The 17,639-nt window shown below is 65.7% G+C and carries 20 protein-coding genes; 10 read left to right on the top strand and 10 right to left on the bottom strand.

The annotated features are described in order from the left end of the window. Positions 1 to 52: 52 nt before the first annotated feature. On the bottom strand, positions 53 to 1,999 hold the full coding sequence (locus QN347_RS06190; protein WP_322162651.1) for an OPT family oligopeptide transporter: 1,947 nt from the start codon (positions 1,997 to 1,999) through the stop codon (positions 53 to 55). 122 nt (positions 2,000 to 2,121) lie between these two features. Here QN347_RS06190 and QN347_RS06185 point away from each other — a divergent pair, with 122 nt between their 5' ends. The 4 genes from QN347_RS06185 (at position 2,122) to QN347_RS06170 (ending at position 5,552) form a co-directional block, all read left to right on the top strand. After that, on the top strand, positions 2,122 to 2,568 hold the full coding sequence (locus tag QN347_RS06185; RefSeq protein WP_322162652.1) for a MarR family transcriptional regulator: 447 nt from the start codon (positions 2,122 to 2,124) through the stop codon (positions 2,566 to 2,568). A 73-nt stretch (positions 2,569 to 2,641) separates the two neighbouring features. Next, a complete protein-coding gene (locus QN347_RS06180) occupies positions 2,642 to 3,472 on the top strand; it encodes a diacylglycerol/lipid kinase family protein (protein ID WP_322162654.1) in 831 nt (276 codons plus the stop codon). After that, complete coding sequence (locus tag QN347_RS06175) at positions 3,469 to 4,236, top strand: metallophosphoesterase (RefSeq protein ID WP_322162656.1); 768 nt, start codon at positions 3,469 to 3,471, stop codon at positions 4,234 to 4,236. The genes QN347_RS06180 and QN347_RS06175 overlap by 4 nt, the downstream gene beginning before the upstream one ends. 53 nt (positions 4,237 to 4,289) lie before the next feature. Beyond that, the gene (locus QN347_RS06170; RefSeq protein WP_322162658.1) at positions 4,290 to 5,552 is read left to right on the top strand and encodes a dipeptidase; all 1,263 of its coding nucleotides are present in this window, start codon (positions 4,290 to 4,292) and stop codon (positions 5,550 to 5,552) included. An 11-nt stretch (positions 5,553 to 5,563) separates the two neighbouring features. Here QN347_RS06170 and QN347_RS06165 read toward each other — a convergent pair whose 3' ends face one another. The 5 genes from QN347_RS06165 to QN347_RS06145 form a co-directional block, all read right to left on the bottom strand. Further along, entirely contained in the window at positions 5,564 to 6,838 is a 1,275-nt protein-coding gene (locus QN347_RS06165; RefSeq protein WP_322162659.1) for a sensor histidine kinase, read from the bottom strand. A 173-nt stretch (positions 6,839 to 7,011) separates the two neighbouring features. Further along, on the bottom strand, positions 7,012 to 7,572 hold the full coding sequence (rpsI, locus tag QN347_RS06160) for a 30S ribosomal protein S9 (protein ID WP_322162661.1): 561 nt from the start codon (positions 7,570 to 7,572) through the stop codon (positions 7,012 to 7,014). Beyond that, a complete protein-coding gene (rplM, locus tag QN347_RS06155) occupies positions 7,572 to 8,051 on the bottom strand; it encodes a 50S ribosomal protein L13 (RefSeq protein ID WP_010185350.1) in 480 nt (159 codons plus the stop codon). Before rplM ends, rpsI begins: the two co-directional genes overlap by 1 nt. A gap of 151 nt (positions 8,052 to 8,202) precedes the next feature. Further along, on the bottom strand, positions 8,203 to 9,240 hold the full coding sequence (locus tag QN347_RS06150) for a COX15/CtaA family protein (protein ID WP_322162663.1): 1,038 nt from the start codon (positions 9,238 to 9,240) through the stop codon (positions 8,203 to 8,205). 60 nt (positions 9,241 to 9,300) lie between these two features. After that, entirely contained in the window at positions 9,301 to 9,861 is a 561-nt protein-coding gene (locus tag QN347_RS06145) for a hypothetical protein (RefSeq protein WP_323493990.1), read from the bottom strand. A 163-nt stretch (positions 9,862 to 10,024) separates the two neighbouring features. Between QN347_RS06145 and QN347_RS06140 the strand changes: the two genes are divergently transcribed. After that, a complete protein-coding gene (locus tag QN347_RS06140) occupies positions 10,025 to 10,417 on the top strand; it encodes a MerC domain-containing protein (protein WP_322162666.1) in 393 nt (130 codons plus the stop codon). A 53-nt stretch (positions 10,418 to 10,470) separates the two neighbouring features. Beyond that, positions 10,471 to 10,929 (top strand): Fur family transcriptional regulator, encoded by a 459-nt coding sequence (locus QN347_RS06135; protein WP_133186630.1) that lies wholly within the window; start codon positions 10,471 to 10,473, stop codon positions 10,927 to 10,929. 7 nt (positions 10,930 to 10,936) lie between these two features. Here the strand turns inward: QN347_RS06135 and QN347_RS06130 are convergent, their stop codons facing one another. Then, positions 10,937 to 11,476 carry a GNAT family N-acetyltransferase gene (locus QN347_RS06130; protein WP_322162668.1) on the bottom strand — a complete coding sequence of 180 codons (540 nt, stop codon included), beginning with the start codon at positions 11,474 to 11,476 and terminating at the stop codon, positions 10,937 to 10,939. Between the two features lie 117 nt (positions 11,477 to 11,593). On the opposite strand from QN347_RS06130, the gene dxs reads away from it, so the two are divergent. From dxs to QN347_RS06110, 4 genes are all read left to right on the top strand, one after another. Beyond that, positions 11,594 to 13,519 (top strand): 1-deoxy-D-xylulose-5-phosphate synthase, encoded by a 1,926-nt coding sequence (gene dxs, locus QN347_RS06125; RefSeq protein ID WP_189675754.1) that lies wholly within the window; start codon positions 11,594 to 11,596, stop codon positions 13,517 to 13,519. A 606-nt stretch (positions 13,520 to 14,125) separates the two neighbouring features. Continuing rightward, complete coding sequence (locus QN347_RS06120) at positions 14,126 to 14,824, top strand: DUF6629 family protein (protein ID WP_322162669.1); 699 nt, start codon at positions 14,126 to 14,128, stop codon at positions 14,822 to 14,824. A gap of 89 nt (positions 14,825 to 14,913) precedes the next feature. Beyond that, a complete protein-coding gene (locus tag QN347_RS06115; RefSeq protein ID WP_322162670.1) occupies positions 14,914 to 15,087 on the top strand; it encodes a hypothetical protein in 174 nt (57 codons plus the stop codon). After that, entirely contained in the window at positions 15,077 to 15,364 is a 288-nt protein-coding gene (locus QN347_RS06110; protein WP_133186639.1) for a type II toxin-antitoxin system RelE/ParE family toxin, read from the top strand. Before QN347_RS06115 ends, QN347_RS06110 begins: the two co-directional genes overlap by 11 nt. A gap of 19 nt (positions 15,365 to 15,383) precedes the next feature. On the opposite strand, the gene QN347_RS06105 is transcribed toward QN347_RS06110, so the two are convergent. From QN347_RS06105 to QN347_RS06095, 3 genes are read right to left on the bottom strand one after another with little or no spacing between them, the layout of a single operon-like run. Beyond that, on the bottom strand, positions 15,384 to 16,214 hold the full coding sequence (locus tag QN347_RS06105) for a haloacid dehalogenase-like hydrolase (RefSeq protein WP_133186641.1): 831 nt from the start codon (positions 16,212 to 16,214) through the stop codon (positions 15,384 to 15,386). Further along, positions 16,211 to 17,275, bottom strand: a complete 1,065-nt coding sequence (locus tag QN347_RS06100; protein WP_140851713.1) for a ribonucleotide-diphosphate reductase subunit beta — start codon at positions 17,273 to 17,275, stop codon at positions 16,211 to 16,213. The genes QN347_RS06105 and QN347_RS06100 overlap by 4 nt, the downstream gene beginning before the upstream one ends. Before the next feature lie 57 nt (positions 17,276 to 17,332). Beyond that, positions 17,333 to 17,533 (bottom strand): hypothetical protein, encoded by a 201-nt coding sequence (locus QN347_RS06095; RefSeq protein WP_189675748.1) that lies wholly within the window; start codon positions 17,531 to 17,533, stop codon positions 17,333 to 17,335. Positions 17,534 to 17,639 lie beyond the last annotated feature (106 nt).

Here is a 17,639-nt window from a genome sequence, read left to right as displayed (position 1 = left end):
CCTCACCGGACCTCGCTGCGATCGGCCACCCTCTCCCAGAGGGAGAGGGATTTCAGCGTGTTGCCGCCACCGCGCGGCGATACAGCATCGCCGCGATCGCGAAGAACAATAGCGTCCCCCCGATCAACGCCTCGGTCTCGTGGCCCGACATCAGCTTGAGCGGCGCATCGCTGCCGCTCAGCCACACGACCAGCGCGAACACCACGCCCCACAGGCTTTCGCCGACGATCATGCCCGTGGCGGTCAGCGTCCCCATCCGCTCGGCAACCTCAGGGTTCGCGCTGCCGTGTGCCCAACGGTTGTAGAACCAGCCGAACACCGAGCCGAGCACGGTCGGCAGGATCACCGCCATCGGCAGGTAGATGCCGAGCGCGACGCCGAGCGGCGGCAGGCGCAACAGCCGCAGCCGACCGAGCAGCTCGTCGAGCGCGATCAGCACCACGCCCGCGGCGACGCCGTAGCCGAGCATCGTCCAATTGGCATCGCCCGACAACACACCCTTCGCCAGCGCCGAGATCAGCCCCGCCTGTGGCGCCGCAAGCGCGTTCGGCCCAGCGCCGGGGACGCCGACGAATCCCATCCCGCTGTTGAGCACGTTGAGCACCGGCGGAATGATCAGCGATCCGAACACCACGCCGATCACCAGCGCAACCTGCTGCTTCCACGGCGTCGCGCCGACGAGCTGGCCGGTCTTGAGGTCCTGCAGATTGTCGTTCGAGATCGTCGCGACACCAAACACGATACCGGTGACGATCAGCGCATAGGCGATCAGCGCGCGCGTCGTATCGGCGCCGGGATTCTGCCCGAATAGCCCGACGAGCATCAGCGACGATCCGATTACCGCGAGGATGCCGATCCCCGACACCGGCGAGTTCGACGCCCCGATCAGCCCCGCCATATAGCCGCACACCGCCGCGATCATCAGCCCCGCGACAAGCACGAACACGAGCGCCCCCGCGATCAGCAAGAATGCCGAGCCGACCAGCGCGCCGCCCGCGATCACGTCCCACAACAGCCAGCCGATCGGCAGCAGCGTCAGCAGCGCGGCGAGCGCGACCCAGGCGATCGGCAGATCGCGTTCCTCGAGCGCGAGCGTCTCGCCCTTGCCGCGCGCGGCGCTGGCGGCGAGTGCTGAGCGCACGCCACCGATCACGGGGCCGGCAATCTTGACCAGGGTCCAGATCGCCGAAATGCCGATCACGCCCGCGCCGAAGAAGCGCACGTCGCCCTTCCACACGGTGTTGACCCACGCGGCGAGGTCGCCCGGTGCGGGGTGCGCCGCGGTGAGCATCGGCACGAGCACGAACCAGCCGATCACGAGCCCGAGCGCCATCGCCGCGCCGACCGAGATGCCGACGAGATGCCCGACGCCGATCAGCGCGAACGACAGGCTGCCTGAGATCCCCGTTGCGCCCGCGCCGACGCGGAAGCTGGTCGCGGCGGTATCGGTAATGATCTTGGTCTGCGTGAAGATCGCGAAAGCCGCCGAGGCGATGCTGTTCCAGATCAGCACGAGCAATCCCTGGCGGGCTTCGGCCTCGCCCTCGCGCGATCCGGCGCCGATCTGCAGCACTTCGGCGGCGGCGACACCCTCGGGATAGGGCAGGTCGGTATCGACGACGAGCGCACGCCGCAGCGGCACCGAGAACATGACGCCGAGGATCCCGCCGGTCATCGTGATCGCGGCGGTCTGGACATAGGGGAAATCCTGCCACCAGCCGATCATCACCAGCCCCGGCAGCACGAAGATGATCGCGGCGAGTGTGCCCGCTGCACTGGCGACTGTCTGGACGATGTTGTTCTCGAGGATCGTCGATCCCTTGAACAGTTTGAGGATTGCCATCGAGATCACCGCGGCGGGAATCGAGGTCGCGAAGGTCAGCCCGACCTTGAGCCCGAGATAGACGTTGGCGGCGGTAAACAGCAGCGTGATGAGCCCGCCAAGCAGCACGCCGCGCAGCGTGAGTTCGGCGATCGGGGCGGGACGAGAGTCAGTCATCGCCCCATCTCGCACAAGCGACGCCCTGAACGACAGCGCTTTTTGCGCGGGATATCGCGCGGCGCCCAGGACGGATCGAGGAAACGCTGGATATTTTGAGCATGCTTATTATACCGCGTGCCATGCAAGATTCGATCGCCTTCATGATCAGTGACGTTTCGCGACTGATGCGCCGTCGCTTCGACGAGCGCGCGCGCGCGATTGGCGTGACGCGGACGCAGTGGCGCGTGCTGAAGTTTCTTCAGCGAGGCGAGGGGATCAATCAGGGCGGGCTGGCCGAAATGCTCGAGGTCGAGCCGATCACCGCGTGCCGGATGATCGACCGGCTCGAGGAAGCCGGGTTGGTCGAGCGGCGACGCGATCCGAGCGACCGGCGCGCGTGGCAAATCTACCTGACCGAGCGCGCGCGGCCTTTGCTCGACGATCTCGGGCATCTTGCCGACGAAATGCTCGGCAGTGCGCTGGCGGGGGTCTCGGATGCCGAGCAGGCGCTCGTAATAGCGACGTTGCAACAGATCCGGGCCAATTTGTCCGATGCACAGCCTGCGAAGGACGCCGCCGACGCGTAATCGCCACGCGAGGTCGCGTTTTTTTTCCGTTGCGCAGGCGTCACTTCTGACCGCGCTGTGCGTTAAGCGCGCCATGCAGAGACTGTGGTTCATCACCAATATCAAATCGGGCACCGCGACCCCCGCCAAGGCCGATGCCATCGCGGCGTCGTTCGCCGGGCAGGGGCTGACGCTGGTCGGACGCACCGCTTTCCCGAGCGACCCCTTGCCAACCGCCGAATCGCTCGATGCGGCTGACGTCGACACTGCAGTGTTGTTCGCGGGGGACGGGACGATCAATGCGGCGGTCAGTGCGCTGGCGGCATGGCGCGGCGCGGTGTTGATCTTGCCCGGCGGCACGATGAACCTGCTCGCCAAGATGCTCCACGGCTCGACCGATCCTGCGGCGATCGTCACCGCGGCGATCACCCATGGTCGCAAGATCGCGCTTCCGGTGGTCGACCTGCCGGAGCATCGCGCGCTGGTCGGGCTGATCCTTGGGCCGGCCGCAACCTGGGTCCGCGCGCGCGAGCTGGTGCGGGCGGGGCGGTTGCGGGGATTGGGTCGCGCCCTGCGCCAGGCGTGGCGACGGACTTTCGGTCACGGAATCCGGCTCGACGGCGTGCCTGGCCTCAAGCACGGCGCGCAAGCGGTGTTGGTACGGGCAGAGCCAGAGCGGCTCGATATCGCGGCGATCGACGCGCGCGATTTTCGCGCGCTGACTCGGCTCGGCTGGGAATGGGTGACCGGCGACTGGGTCGAGGCGTCCGAGGTCACGCAATGCCATGCCGAGCAATTCCGGACACGCGGCGACAAGCCGGCGCTTGCGCTGGTGGACGGCGAACCGGTGATGCTCGAACCCGGCAGCACGATCCGGCTCGGCACTACGCGCGAGCTCTTCATTACGACCAAGAAGGACGCGTGATGCGGCTGTTCCATGTCAGCGACGTGCATTTCGGGCGCGAGGATGCGGCAGCGGTCGCCTGGTTCGGGGGGCTGGTCAAGGCCGAGCAGCCCGACGCGGTGATCATGACGGGCGACCTGACGATGCGCGCACGACGCCGCGAGTTCTCCGCCGGGCTCGCGTGGTTGCAGGGGCTCGGCGTGCCGGTGACGGTCGAGGTCGGCAATCACGATTTGCCCTATTTCAACCCGATCGACCGGTTCTTCCGGCCTTATCGGCGGATGCGCAAGATTGAACGGATGGTCGAGCAACCGCTAGACTTGCCCGGCGTCGCGATCGTCCCGCTCGTGACGACGGCGCGCGCGCAATGGCGGCTCAACTGGTCGAAGGGCAAGGTAAGCCGCGGCGCGCTCGATCGCACGCTCGCGTTGTTGGCTCAGGTGCCTGCGGGAAAGCTGGTCTTCATCGCCTGTCATCATCCGCTGGTCGAACCCGAGACGCGGATGTCGGCGCAGACGCATAACGGCGCGGCTGCGCTTCGGGCGCTGGCCGACGCCGGCGCGGATGCGGTGCTGACCGGACATGTCCATGATCCGTTCGATATTGCGCATAGCGTCGATGGCACCATGGTGCGGATGATCGGCGCGGGAACGCTGTCCGAACGCACGCGCACGACGCCGCCATCGTTCAACGAAATCCGCATTGCCGACGGGCGTTTCGACGTGCTGCTGCGGACGATGACGCCGGCGCCCGATCGTCCGCTCGAGCGGGAACGCGCGGAATAATCCGGGCATGCCGAAGGGCTTGTAACGCCCCCGTTGCGCGATACGCTGGCGTAATGAAAACATTCCTCTTTCTCGCACCGCTCCTGCTCGCCACAGCACCCGCTTATGCAGCGCCGTCCGACATCGACGCTCGCGTCGCGCGCGTGTTGAAAGACACGCCGCTGATCGACGGGCATAACGACTGGGCCGAGACGCTCGTCGGCCGCGCCGGCGACGCGCGCTGGACGCTCGATCTGACGACGCTCGACCCGGCCAAATACGACACCGACATCACGCGGCTGCGCAAGGGCGGCGTCGGCGGGCAATTCTGGTCGGTCTATGTCGATGCCAGCTTGCCCGGCCCGCAGCAGGTCGAAGCGACGTTCGAGCAGATCGGGCTGATGCAGCATATCTTCGCGCGCTATCCGACCGTGTTCGAGGCCGCGACCACCGCAGCCGACGTTCGCCGGATCCAGGCGAAGGGCCGGATCGCGTCGCTGCTCGGGGTCGAGGGCGGGGGGCAGATCGACGGCAAGTTCGCCGTGCTGCGCGCCTATCGCCAGCTCGGCGCATCCTATCTCACGCTGACGCATTCGCGGACGATCGCCTGGGCCGATTCGGCGACCGACGATCCGAAGCATAACGGTCTGACCAAGTTCGGCGAGGCGGTGGTGCACGAACTCAACCGGCTCGGCATGCTGGTCGATCTCAGCCACGTCAACGAAGCGACGATGCGCGCCGCGCTGCGCGTGTCGAGCGCGCCGGTGATCTTCTCGCATTCGAGCGCACGCGCGCTGTGCGATCATCCGCGCAACGTGTCCGACGCGGTGCTCAAGCTGCTCGCCGCCAATGGCGGGATCGTGATGGTCAATTTCGCGCCGAGCTACGTCTCGGAGCAGCGCCGGCTATGGGAGGCGGCGCACAATGGCGAGATCGCCAGCTACAATGCGCCGCCGTTCGGCGGGCTCTATATCGGCCAACCCGACAAGGCCAAGGCGGCGCTGGCGGCGTGGGAGCTGGCGCACCCCAAGCCAGCGGTGACGCTGACGATGGTCGCCGACCATATCGACCACATCGCCAAGGTGGCGGGGATCGACCATGTCGGGATCGGATCCGATTTCGATGGGCTTAGCGAATTGCCGCAAGGGCTCGACGGCGTCGAAACCTATCCCGCCTTGCTCGCCGAACTGGCGCGGCGTGGGTGGAGCGACCGCGATCTCGCCAAGCTGGCGGGCGGCAACATCCTGCGCGTGATGGCGGGCGCCGAGCGCGCCGCACTCGCGCTCAAGGGCGAGCCCGCGGCGACCGCGACGATCGCGCAACTCGACGGGACGTAAACGCGCCGGTCTCAGCCGTGCGCGGGCTTCGCCGGAAAGGTGATGGCGAACCACGCCCCCCCATCGGATCCGGCCTCGATCACGCCGTCGAGACTGCGCACCAGCGTCCGGATGAGCTGCATACCCAGGCTCGTCGATGATCGGCTCGTCATATCGAATGCCTCGGGCAACCCCTTGCCGAAATCGCGCACGGTCACGACGATCGCGCTGTCCTGCGCCTTCGCGGTGACGACGACGCGCCCCCCGGCATCGCCATAGGCATATTTGGCAGCATTGGTGACAAGCTCGGTGAGCAGCAGACCGACCGCGACGGCCTGGTCGGCATGAAGCGAGATGTCGTCGGCGCTGCACTCCAACGTGACGCTGGCGAGCTGCGTCGAAAGGCTCGCGCACAGATCCTTGATCAGCGCGGGGATCTCGATCCGCCCGGTATCCTGGCGCCACAATTGATCGTGCGTCCGGGCGATCGCGATGACGTGGCCCGACGCCTCGTTCAGCGCACTCGAGACTTCGGGGAGCGGATTGCTGCGCGATTGCAGATGGAGGATGCTCGACAGCATCGTCAGGCTGTTCTTGACGCGATGGCTCGCCTCGCGGACGAGCACCTTCTGGTAATCGATCGCTTCGGCGAGGCGGCGTTCGCCCTCCTGGCGGTCCATTGCGACGCCGAGCAAATTGGCGAAGCCCTGGAGGAATGCGATATCGGCGGCCTCGAACTGGCCGGCGCTCGGGCTGTCGACCTCAAGCACGCCCCACGGGCCCGCGGTGGTCGAGATCAGCACGTTGATCGCGCGGCGTACGCCGTGTTCGACCATGATCTTCGGCGTGCGGAAGCGCTCCTCGCCCTCGAGATGGTTCGAGATGACGGGCGTGCCGTTCTGATAGGCGAAGCCCGCGGGGGACTTGTCGTCGGCGGCGAGGCTGACCTTGCCGATCACCCCGGCGCGCCACCCCACGCCCGCGCGGAAGATCAAGTCGTGCTGTTCGGCGCGGTACTCGAGCACTTTGCACAGGCTGGTCTGCATCCCGTCGGCGGCCATTTCGGCAGCCTTGGCGAGCAGCGCTTCATTGTCGCGGCATTGCAGCGCGAACAACCCGAAATCGGACAGGATCGCCTGTTGCTGCAAGCGGTAACCGAGCAGCGACCCGGCGCCGACCTGTTCGATCGCCTCGGCAAACGATGTCGGCTCGTTCGATGCGCAGTCGGTCGTCTCGACGACGTCGTCCGATGGCCCGTCGAGCAAGGCGGTCTGGTTGGTCGCCTGCGGCGCGCGATCGTCGGTCAAACCCGGACTTCCCTTTGTCGTTCTTTCTGGTGCTGTCGCCCATTTCGGCATGGCAGCGTGGCAATGCAAGGTCGCGCCCAAGCGGCTCGCGGTATGCCGAGCCGGTCGACCAGAACCGAAAAGGGCGGCCCGTTGCCGGACCGCCCCTTTGCGTACCACAGTTTCGTGGAAGCTTAGCGCTTCGAGAACTGGAAGCTACGACGGGCCTTCGCCTTGCCGTACTTCTTACGCTCGACCGTGCGGCTGTCGCGGGTCAGGAACCCGGCTGCCTTAACGGGCGCACGCAGGATCGGCTCGAAGCGGGTCAGCGCCTGGCTGATGCCATGCTTGACCGCGCCGGCCTGGCCCGAGAGGCCACCGCCCTTGACGGTGCAGACGACGTCATAGGCACCGTCACGCTCGGTCACGCCGAACGGCTGGTTGATGACGAGACGCAGCGTCGGACGTGCGAAATACACTTCCTGGTCGCGGCCGTTGATCGTGATCTTGCCGGTGCCGGGCTTGATCCAGACGCGTGCGACGGCGTCCTTACGACGGCCGGTCGCATAGGCGCGGCCGTACTGGTCGAGGATCTGCTCGCGCAGCGGCATCGGCTCGTGCGTCGGCGCTGCAGGAGCAGCAACGTAATCTTCGCCCGTGGCAGGCGCGGTCGTCGCAGCGGCCGGAGCGGCTGCGGGTGCCGGCGTGTTGGTCAGGCCGGCGAGATCGGCGAGGGACTGGCGGTTGTCGGACATCAGTTGCCCACCTTGTTCTTGCGGTTCATGCTGCCGATGTCGAGGACTTCGGGGTTCTGCGCTTCGTGCGGATGCTCGGTACCGGCGAAGACGCGCAGGTTGCGCAGCTGGGCGCGACCCAGCGGCCCGCGCGGAATCATCCGCTCGATGGCCTTTTCGATGATCCGCTCGGGGAAACGACCTTCGAGGATCTTGCCGGCCGCGACGCCCTTGATGCCGCCGGCATAACCGGTGTGGCGGTAGTAGATCTTGTCCTTGAGCTTGTTGCCCGTGAACCGCACCTTGTCCGCGTTGATGATGATGACATTGTCACCGCAATCGACGTGCGGGGTAAAGCTCGGCTTGTGCTTACCGCGCAGGATGTTCGCGATGATCGACGCCATACGGCCGACGACCAGACCGTCGGCATCGACGATGATCCATTTCTTCTCCACCTCATGCGGCAATGCCGGCTTGGTGGTCTTCATCAGCGCCTTCATGGGGCTTGTGACCTTTACATGCTAAAAAGACAGATGCCGCCCCTTCGAGGGCGGCACCGTTGGAGGCGCTATTGCTGCTTGGCCTTGCGAAAGTCAAGCAAAGTGCGGGTTTGCTGACGGGTATTCTGATACCGGAGCGCTTTGCGGAGGGTCAGATCGCGCGGCGGCCGACTGCATGCGCCGCGGCGGCGGTCGCGATCACGAGCAAGGCGGCGTTGGCCTGGTGCGCGACCGCGACGGCGATCTCGACCCCGCTCAGCAAGGTCACGATGCCGAGCACGATCTGCGCACAGACCAAGCCGATCAGCGCCAGCCCAAGGCGCGGCGCGCCGGCGCGGCGGGCGCGCGCGGCGAGCATCATCACGCCGAACGCGACCGCGAAGGCGAGCCAGCGATGGACGAACTGGACGACGATCGGGTTGTCGAACAGGTTGCGCCACAGCGGATCGGTAAACGGCGTCGCCATCGGGAAGATCGCGTCGCCCATCAACGGCCAGCTCGAAAACGCATAGCCCGCGCGCAGGCCAGCGGTCAGCGCGCCGAACAGGATCTGCGCGAACAGCAGCACGATCGCGATCGCCGGGATCAGCCGCAGCCGGGCAGGGCGTGCCAGCCGGTTGTCGGCGAGCGCGCGCAGATCGAGCGCGGTCCACACCATGCCGGCGAGCGTGAACAAGGCGGTGAGCAAATGCGTCGCGAGCCAGCCGGGCGCGACCTCGGTCCGTCCACTGAGCCCCGAGCGGACCATCAGCCAGCCGAACGTGCCCTGCAGCGCGATCAGCGAGAACAAAGCGACGAAGCGCACCAGATACCCGCGCGGGATCCGCCGCCGTACCGCGAACCACACCAGCGGCACGAGAAAGGCGAGGCCGATCACACGGCCAAGCATTCGGTGAAGATATTCCCAGAAGAAGATCGCCTTGAACCCGGCGAGCGTCATCCCCTGATTGAAGGCCTCGTATTGCGGGATCGTGCGGTAATTGGCGAATTCGGCCTGCCACTGCGCATCTGTTATCGGGGGAATGCTACCGCTGAGCGGTTTCCATGACGTGATCGACAGCCCCGATTCGGTAAGCCGCGTGATCCCGCCGATCACGACGATCGCGACGATCAGCGCGGCCACGACGAACAGCCAAGTGGAGAGCGTCCGCGGGCGGACGGTGGAGGGGAGCGAAGACGCCTGAAGCATCGCGCGACCTTACGCGGTTGTCGGCGGCGCGTCGATTGGACAAACTGCCACGGGGGGCGGTTATCCGGGCTGGTGTTGATAGCCCTCGAGTTGCTTCGCCTGATCGACCAGCGGCGGGACATTGGTCGCCTGGCGCAGCGCATCGGACAGCAGCTCGCGCTGATACGGCTCCTGCGTCCAGGCGTGTCCCGGAGCGCGCTGGAATTGCGTGCCATAGATTTGCGGCTGACCGATCCGCTGAAGATAGCGGTCGAGCGTCGCTGCGGCGATCCACACCGCCTCGGGTTTGCCGCGGCCGGTTGCGACCACCGCGAGCGTATGCGCCTTGAGGAAATCAGCGGGCGTTTTGCCATGCTGGAACAGATAGGCCGCGTGATAGAAATCGTCCCCGCTGTGCAGGGCACCCGTGTCGAGCAGCACCTGCGTCCGCGCCCGCCGGGCGCGATCCGCCGGCCACAGCACCTTCCAGTCGATCGTGGCGGGGGTGTCGCGCGCCTTTTGGTCGGCGTCGAACAGCGCGGTCATCTCTGGGTTGCTGGCGGGTTGCGCCACGGGCGCGGGCCGCGTGGCGGGCTCGGCCAGAACGGGGGCGGCCGCCGACGCGGGGGCCGCCCACAACATCAGGCCGACGATAGCGCAGCGCATTTCCACTCCCGACCCGATTCAGTTCACGCACCATCATGCGATGCGGCACGGCAGCACGCCGGTCCGACGACAGGCCACCACAAAAAATCGTCGATGATATGTTGTAACCTGACCCTCGACATGCCACATGGCGAGCAACATGACGACACTCGCACACACTTCCGCCGCCCGCTGGATCGAACAGCGGTTCGACACGATGGCGATCGGCCTGTCGGGGCTGTGCATGGTGCATTGCATCGCGAGCTCGGTGTTCATCGCGCTGGCCTCGACCGCGGGCGGGCTGCTGCTCAACCCGCTGTTCCACGAGATCGGGCTGACGATCGCGATCGGCTTCGGCGTGTTTGCGCTCGGGCGCGGGATCTTCACGCATGGTTATATGATGCCCGCGGTGGTCGGCTCGGCCGGGCTCGGCACGATGGCAGGCGCGATCTCGTTGCCGCATGACGGATCGGGGATGGAGACGGTGTGGACGCTGATCGGCGTGGCGACGCTCGCGCTCGGCCACGACCTGAACCGCCGCGCCGCCAACTGACCCTCCTGAGTCGCGCCGTTGCGGGGAGGGCCCGCACCGCCTATCTCGGCCGCATGGCCACACATCATCATGCCGAGCCGCAAGGCGCCGATCTCGCCGTCGCTGCGCAGGCGACGCTCGAACGCTCGGGCGAGCAATGGACCGCGATGCGCGCGCAAATCTTCCGCGCGCTCGCCGGGTTCGACAAGCCGGCATCGGCCTATGACATCGCCGAGGCGGTCTCCAAGGCCGAGGGGCGGCGCGTTGCCGCAAACAGCGTGTACCGCATCCTCGACCTGTTCGTCGGTGCCAATCTGGCGCGGCGAGTCGAGAGCTCGAACGCTTATATCGCCAACGCGCACCCCGATTGCCTCCACGACTGCATTTTCCTGGTGTGCGACAGCTGCGGGCAGACGACGCACCTCGATGACGACCGGATCACCAAGGGCGTGCGCTCGGCAGCGGAAGCCGCCGGGTTCTCGCCGGTGCGCCCGGTGATCGAAGTCCGCGGCAAGTGCGCCGACTGCGGCTGAGCCGCGCTCAGCCAAGATCCTTTCCCATCCGTAACCCCGGCACCGGCGTCCCGCGATCGGCCATCTTGGCGACGCGCTCGATCTCCTGATAGCCCGCGGCGCGATAGAGCGGCTCGCCCGACAGCGTCGCCATCAGCTCGACCCGCGTGAAGCCAGCGCCCCGCGCAGCCGCTTCGCATAGGCCGAGTACCAAGCGTCCAATGCCGCGGCGCACGAAGCCCGGGTCGGTGTACATCGCGCGAATCCGGCCAGGCTCGGTCGCCGGATCGAGCATCCGCGCATCGCGCGGCGCGGCGCCGGCATTCCCGCCGTAGAGCGTCGCGCGGTAGCTCCAGCCGCCGCAGCCCGCGAGTTGGCCGTCCTGCTCGACCACGAAATAGGTGCGGTCGGCGATCAATTGCGTGTCGAGTCCCATGCTCAACCGGCTTGCGGCGATCTCATCGGGCGAGAGGAAACCGTGCTGCAGCTCGGCGATCGCGCGCTCCATCAACGCGGCGATCGCCGGGATGTCGGCCTCGGCAGCAAGGCGATGGCTAAGCGCGGTCATGGCATTTCCCCCGGTACGATCGGCGCGATGTGATGCCGCGACGCACGGCGCGTCAAGAATGTGCGCAGCGCAATCGAGGTAATCGACAGGCGGATTGCACCACGCTAAGCAGGCCGGATGGTCGATATTCTCCAAACGCCGCTGCTCGACACGGTGAACATTCCCGCCGATCTTCGGACGCTTGCCCCCACCCAGCTTCGCCAGCTTGCCGACGAGCTCCGCCAGGAGACGATCGCCGCCGTCGGCGTAACAGGTGGCCACCTGGGCTCGGGGCTCGGCGTGGTCGAGCTGACGGTTGCGATTCACTATGTGTTCGACACGCCCAACGACAAGCTCGTCTGGGACGTCGGGCATCAATGCTATCCGCACAAGATCCTCACCGGCCGACGCGACCGGATCCGGACGCTGCGCATGGGCGGAGGCCTGTCGGGCTTCACCAAGCGCTCCGAGAGCGAATATGACCCGTTCGGCGCGGCGCACAGCTCGACCTCGATTTCGGCCGCGCTCGGCTTCGGCGTCGCCAACAAGATCGCCGACAAGCCCGGCAAGGGCATCGCGGTGATCGGCGACGGCGCGATGTCGGCTGGCATGGCCTATGAGGCGATGAACAACGCCGCCCAGGCGGGCAACCGGCTGGTCGTGATCCTCAACGACAACGACATGTCGATCGCCCCGCCGGTCGGCGGGCTCTCGGCCTATCTCAGCCGCATCGTGTCGAGCCGCGAGTTCCTGGGGTTCCGCGATCTGGCGCGCAAACTCGCCAAGCGGCTGCCCAAGCCGATCGCGACGGGCATGCGCAAGACCGAGGAATTCGCCCGCGGCATGGCGATGGGCGGCACCTTGTTCGAGGAACTCGGCTTCTATTATGTCGGCCCGATCGACGGCCATAACCTCGACCAGCTGATCCCGGTGCTCGAGAATGTCCGCGATGCCGAGGAGGGCCCGATCCTCGTCCATGTCGTGACCAAGAAGGGCAAGGGCTATGCTCCGGCCGAGGCCGCGGCGGACAAATATCACGGCGTGCAGAAGTTTGACGTCATCTCGGGCGTGCAGACCAAGGCGCCCCCGGGTCCGCCGCAGTATCAGAACGTGTTCGGCGCTCAGCTTTCGAAGGAAGCCGAGACCGATCCGCGGATCTGCGCGATCACCGCGGCGATGCCGTCGGGCACCGGGCTCGACGCCTTTGCCAAGGCGCATCCCGAGCGTTTCTTCGACGTCGGCATCGCCGAGCAGCACGCCGTCACCTTCGCCGCCGGCCTCGCCGCGCAGGGGATGCGGCCGTTCTGCGCGATCTATTCGACCTTCCTCCAGCGCGCTTATGACCAGGTCGTCCACGACGTCTGCATCCAGAACCTGCCGGTGCGCTTCGCGATCGACCGCGCTGGCCTCGTCGGGGCCGATGGCGCGACGCATGCCGGGTCGTTCGACCTGGCCTATCTCGCCACGCTGCCCAACATGGTGGTGATGGCGCCGGCCGACGAAGCCGAGCTGGTGCATATGACGCACACCGCGATCCTGCATGACAGCGGGCCGATCGCAGTGCGCTATCCACGCGGCAACGGCACTGGCGTCGCGCTTCCCGCGGTTGCCGAGGCGCTCGAGATCGGCAAGGGGCGGATCGTGCGGCAGGGGCACAAGGTCGCGATCCTGTCGCTCGGCACGCGGCTCGAAGAGGCGATGCGCGCGGCCGAGGCGCTCGAGGCGAAGGGGCTGTCGACGACGGTCGCCGATCTGCGCTTCGCCAAGCCGCTCGACGAGGATCTGATCCGCAAGCTGCTGACGACGCACGAAGTCGCGGTGACGATCGAGGAAGGCGCGGTCGGGGGCTTGGGCGCACACGTGCTGACCTTCGCCAGCGACTCGGGGCTGATCGACGCGGGGCTCAAGCTGCGCACGATGCGGCTGCCCGACACGTTCCAGGACCAGGACAAGCCCGAGCTGCAATATGCCCAGGCCGGGCTCGATGCCGAGGCGATCGTCGAGACCGTGCTGAAAGCGCTGCGGCACAATTCGAGCAGCGTCGTCGAGGGCGCGCGCGCCTGAACGGCGCGGCGGCGGATCCCCGCGGTGGTGGGGATACGCCGGCGGGTGGGGTGCTGCGTCGATCCTGCGGACGGTGCGACGAACCGAGTGCGTGCTTGACTCGATTGACCCCTGGACGGTGAGTCTTCGATCGCGATCGTTTCCGTTTTTGTGATGATCGCGGGCAGACATCCCATCCCGTCGCCCCGGCGGAGCCCGGGGCCGCTCTGTGGTGGGACCGAACCGGCGATGCGCGCGAGAGCGATGCGGCCCCGGCCTTCGCCGGGGCGACGGGATAGGGTCTTGGCGAGCGTGAGGATCGGCATGACCGGCTCCCTGAGATCTGAGGTGCTCCCTATATAACCTAATTGGTTCGTGTAGGACAGAGGTTTGTAGCCGCGGCGGTTCGATCGGTGATCGGGTGTCGAACGCGGGCGGTGGCTGGCAGCATCGCCGCGGCGGAGGGCGAGGCCGCCGTGTGGCGGCGGGTTCGCACGCCGAGCGCGCACCCGCGACGGGCCCGGTCGCTGCCGGGGGTCGCGTCGCGGCCGCCGCGAAATCCTGCTGGCATTCCACGGCGGTGCGCCCCAGAGCGGACGTCTCTCCTGCTCGTGAAGGTCTGTGCTCATGTGCTTTTCGGCCACCGCCAGTTTTACCGCGTCGGTGGTCCTCGGCGTGGTCGGCGTCGCGACGCTACGGCATGTCCGCGAACCGCGCGCGCTGCTATTCGCGTGCGTGCCGCTGCTGTTCGCGGTGCACCAGTTCTCCGAAGGGATGGTGTGGCTCGCGCTCGAGGGGCGGCTCGGGGCCACGGCGGTCGACCATAGCGTGTTCCTCTTCACGCTCTATGCGATCGGGATCCTGCCGCTGCTGATGCCCGTCGCGGTGGTGCTGATGGAGCCGCCGGGGTGGCGGCGGCGCGTGATCCTCGCTCTGTGCGGCGTGGGGGCGGTGGTGTTCGCGTGGGACATGACCGGCCTTGTCGTCGCGCCGACCTGCGCGGTGATCGAGCAGCATTCGATCACCTATACCAACCCGATCACCAGCCAGATGTGGGTGTCGCTGCTCTACATCCTCGCGACGTGCGGGGCGCTGCTGCTGTCGACGCACCGCGTGGTGCGGGGCTATGGGCTGCTCAACGTGATCGGGCTGACGATCGTGCATCTGGTCAAGGGCTATGCGTTTGCGTCGGTGTGGTGCTTCTATGCCGCGGTGCTGAGCGTGGTGCTGTATCGGCAGTTCAACCGGCAGGACATCGATGTGGCGACGCCCAACGGGACGAGCGCGCCGCGGCGGCCGTTTGTTTTGTCTTGGTTACGGGGGTAGGGAGGTTTAGTCCTCCCTCGCCCGGGGGAGGATTGAACGATCGCAAACGGCGATTTTCGGAATGCGCAAACGGTGATACGCTCGCGCGCATGAAGCCGACCGCGATCCCCGCCGATAAGGTCTCCGAGCAAGCTGGCGTGCTCGACCCCGGCTATGCGGCATGGGAGCGCGCGAAGATCGAGCGCGGATTGGCGCAAAGCCGCGATCGTGCGGCGATGATCCCCGTCGAGCAGGTGTGGCGCGACCTCAAGCTTGAAGGTTAACCTCACGCCGCAGGCGCGGGACGATCTGGTCGCGATCCGCGACTGGATCGCGCAGGACAATGAGCGCGCCGCCGAGCGGGTGGTGAGCCGGATCCTTCAGACCGCGATGATGTTCGGTAAGTTCTCGAAGCTTGGGCGTGTTGGCGAGATTGCGGGAACGCGCGTGTTTGCGGTGCCTGGGCTGCCGTATCAAATCGTCTATGCGATCGCGCCCGAGGGGGAGATCGATGTGCTGACCGTGCTGCATACGCGGCGCAAATATCCACCGGCTTCTTAATTGTCTCGGCAGAGGCCTGTCAGCTTTCCGGGCGATAACCTGCGCTGCGGGCGATACGTCCTAAAACGCCTTTAACCGTTATGTCTAATTGCGACTGCGCTTGGTAATCCGCTGGGCAAACATGGTCTGCTCGATCTTCTGCGATCAGGTTGTAGACCTTATTGGCGTCAGGGCCTTGAAACCGTTCTGGATCAAATACGGCAACAGGTACTCCCCCCTGATATCTTAGCATTTTCATAGCTGGAATATCTGTGTCTCCATCTCCGATGAAGATCATCCGCTCAAAGGGGATTTCCCGCTCGTCCATCGGGATCCAGCGATTAACCGCCTTGTCGTCCGACTGATTCATTACGCCTTTGTTTATTCGAAACAGATACTGTGTCTTGCCGGTGTAATTTACTGCGGCGGCAGGCCACAATGGCCTGCCGTCCTTGTATGCGTATTTAGATGCAAAGACGTGCTTGAAGTGCTTCCGGATCGTAGTTCCGGCTATTATCTCATCAAGGCCGGAGCTAATTACGTAATGTTCAATCGCTAGGCCGCGCTTGAGGCCGTAAGCGTCAATCCTATCAAACCAAGACTCGACACCTGCGAAATAGGGTAGTCTCGCACCATGATCGGCGAGACTATCCTTTGACATGTGACTACCCTCAACCGCTTGAAGGCAATGCATATAAGTCAGTATTTCGTCTCCATCGATCGCTTTGTTGAGTTCCTTCACCTCAGACCAAAACTTGTCCGGGTCGGGATACCCCATCACCGGGAGCAACGTGTGTTGCTGCATCGATCCCGGCGACAGAGTCCCGTCAAAGTCATAAACAATTGCGGTACGATGGAGAACGGCGGTCACTCCGCCGCAACCCCCGCGCGCGAGAACATATCCCCCGCGTCGCCGGCATCCTCGTTCGCGACCGGAACCCCGACACCCGCCTTAGCCTTCTGGCGCTTGTCGAAGCCGTCCCACACTTCGTTCCAATTCCCGCGCGTCGCCGCCTTCGAATATTCGGTGGCGCGCTGTTCGAAGAAGTTGGCGTGCTCGACGCCGTTGAGCATCGGCGCGAGCCAGGGGAGGGGGTGTTCGTCGATCATGTAGATCGGCTTCATCCCGAGCTGCCCCAGCCGCCAGTCGGCGATGTAGCGGATGTACTTCTTGATCTCCTTGGGGGTCATGCCGTTGACCGGGCCCATCTCGAACGCGAGATCGATGAAATTGTCCTCGAGCCGGACGGTGTGCTGGCACATGTCGGCAATGTCGTCGCGCACCGACTTGGTCATGCAGTTGCGCTCGGCGCAGAAGGCGTGGAACAGCTTGATGATGCCCTCGCAGTGGAGGCTCTCGTCGCGGATCGACCAGGTGACGATCTGCCCCATGCCCTTCATCTTGTTGAATCTCGGAAAATTCATCAGCATGGCGAAGCTGGCGAAGAGCTGCAGCCCCTCGGTAAAGCCGCCGAACATCGCGAGCGTCTTGGCGATGTCCTCGTCGGTGTCGACGCCGAAGGTCTGCAGGTAATCGTGCTTGTCCTTCATCTCGCTATATTCGAGGAAGGCGCCATATTCGCTCTCGGGCATGCCGATCGTGTCGAGCAGATGGCTGTACGCGGCGATGTGCACCGTTTCCATGTTGCTGAACGCGGCCAGCATCATCTTGATCTCGGTCGGCTTGAAGATGCGGCCGTATTTCTCGTGATAGCAATCCTGCACCTCGACGTCGGCCTGGGTGAAGAAGCGGAAGATCTGCGTCAGCAGGTTGCGCTCATGGTCGCTGAGCTTCTGCGCCCAGTCGCGGCAATCCTCGCCCAGCGGCACTTCCTCGGGCATCCAGTGGATCTGCTGCTGGCGCTTCCAGAAGTCGAACGCCCAGGGGTATTCGAACGGCTTGTACTGCTTGCGGGCTTCGGTGAGGGACATTGGGGGTTACTCCGGGACTGTATCTGGGGATGGGTTAAAACTGGGGGTGAAACGGGGTCATGCGGCGACGCTCCAGCGCCACATCGCGCTCGCCGACATCAGCAGCACGATGCCGAGCGACAGCGCCATGATGCCGATCATGCGGAAGGCGTAGACCTTGCCGGGCGCGCTCGGCCGCGTGAGCGACAGCAGCAGGCCGGCGCCTAGAGCCGTGAACAGCGCGGCGACCGCGTACATGATGCCGATCGACAGGCTCATCGCGGGTCCTCGCATGGGCGGACCGCATGGAAGGCGTTGCGGATGCGTAATGATGGGATCATGCTGTGCCTCGTGCATCCAATGCCCCAACGGCGCGTTGAGGGAT

The organism is Sphingomonas sp. 10B4, from assembly GCF_035019905.1.
GTDB classification, from domain to species: Bacteria; Pseudomonadota; Alphaproteobacteria; order Sphingomonadales; family Sphingomonadaceae; genus Sphingomonas; species Sphingomonas glacialis.
This window is presented reverse-complemented; position numbering and strand designations above follow the sequence as displayed.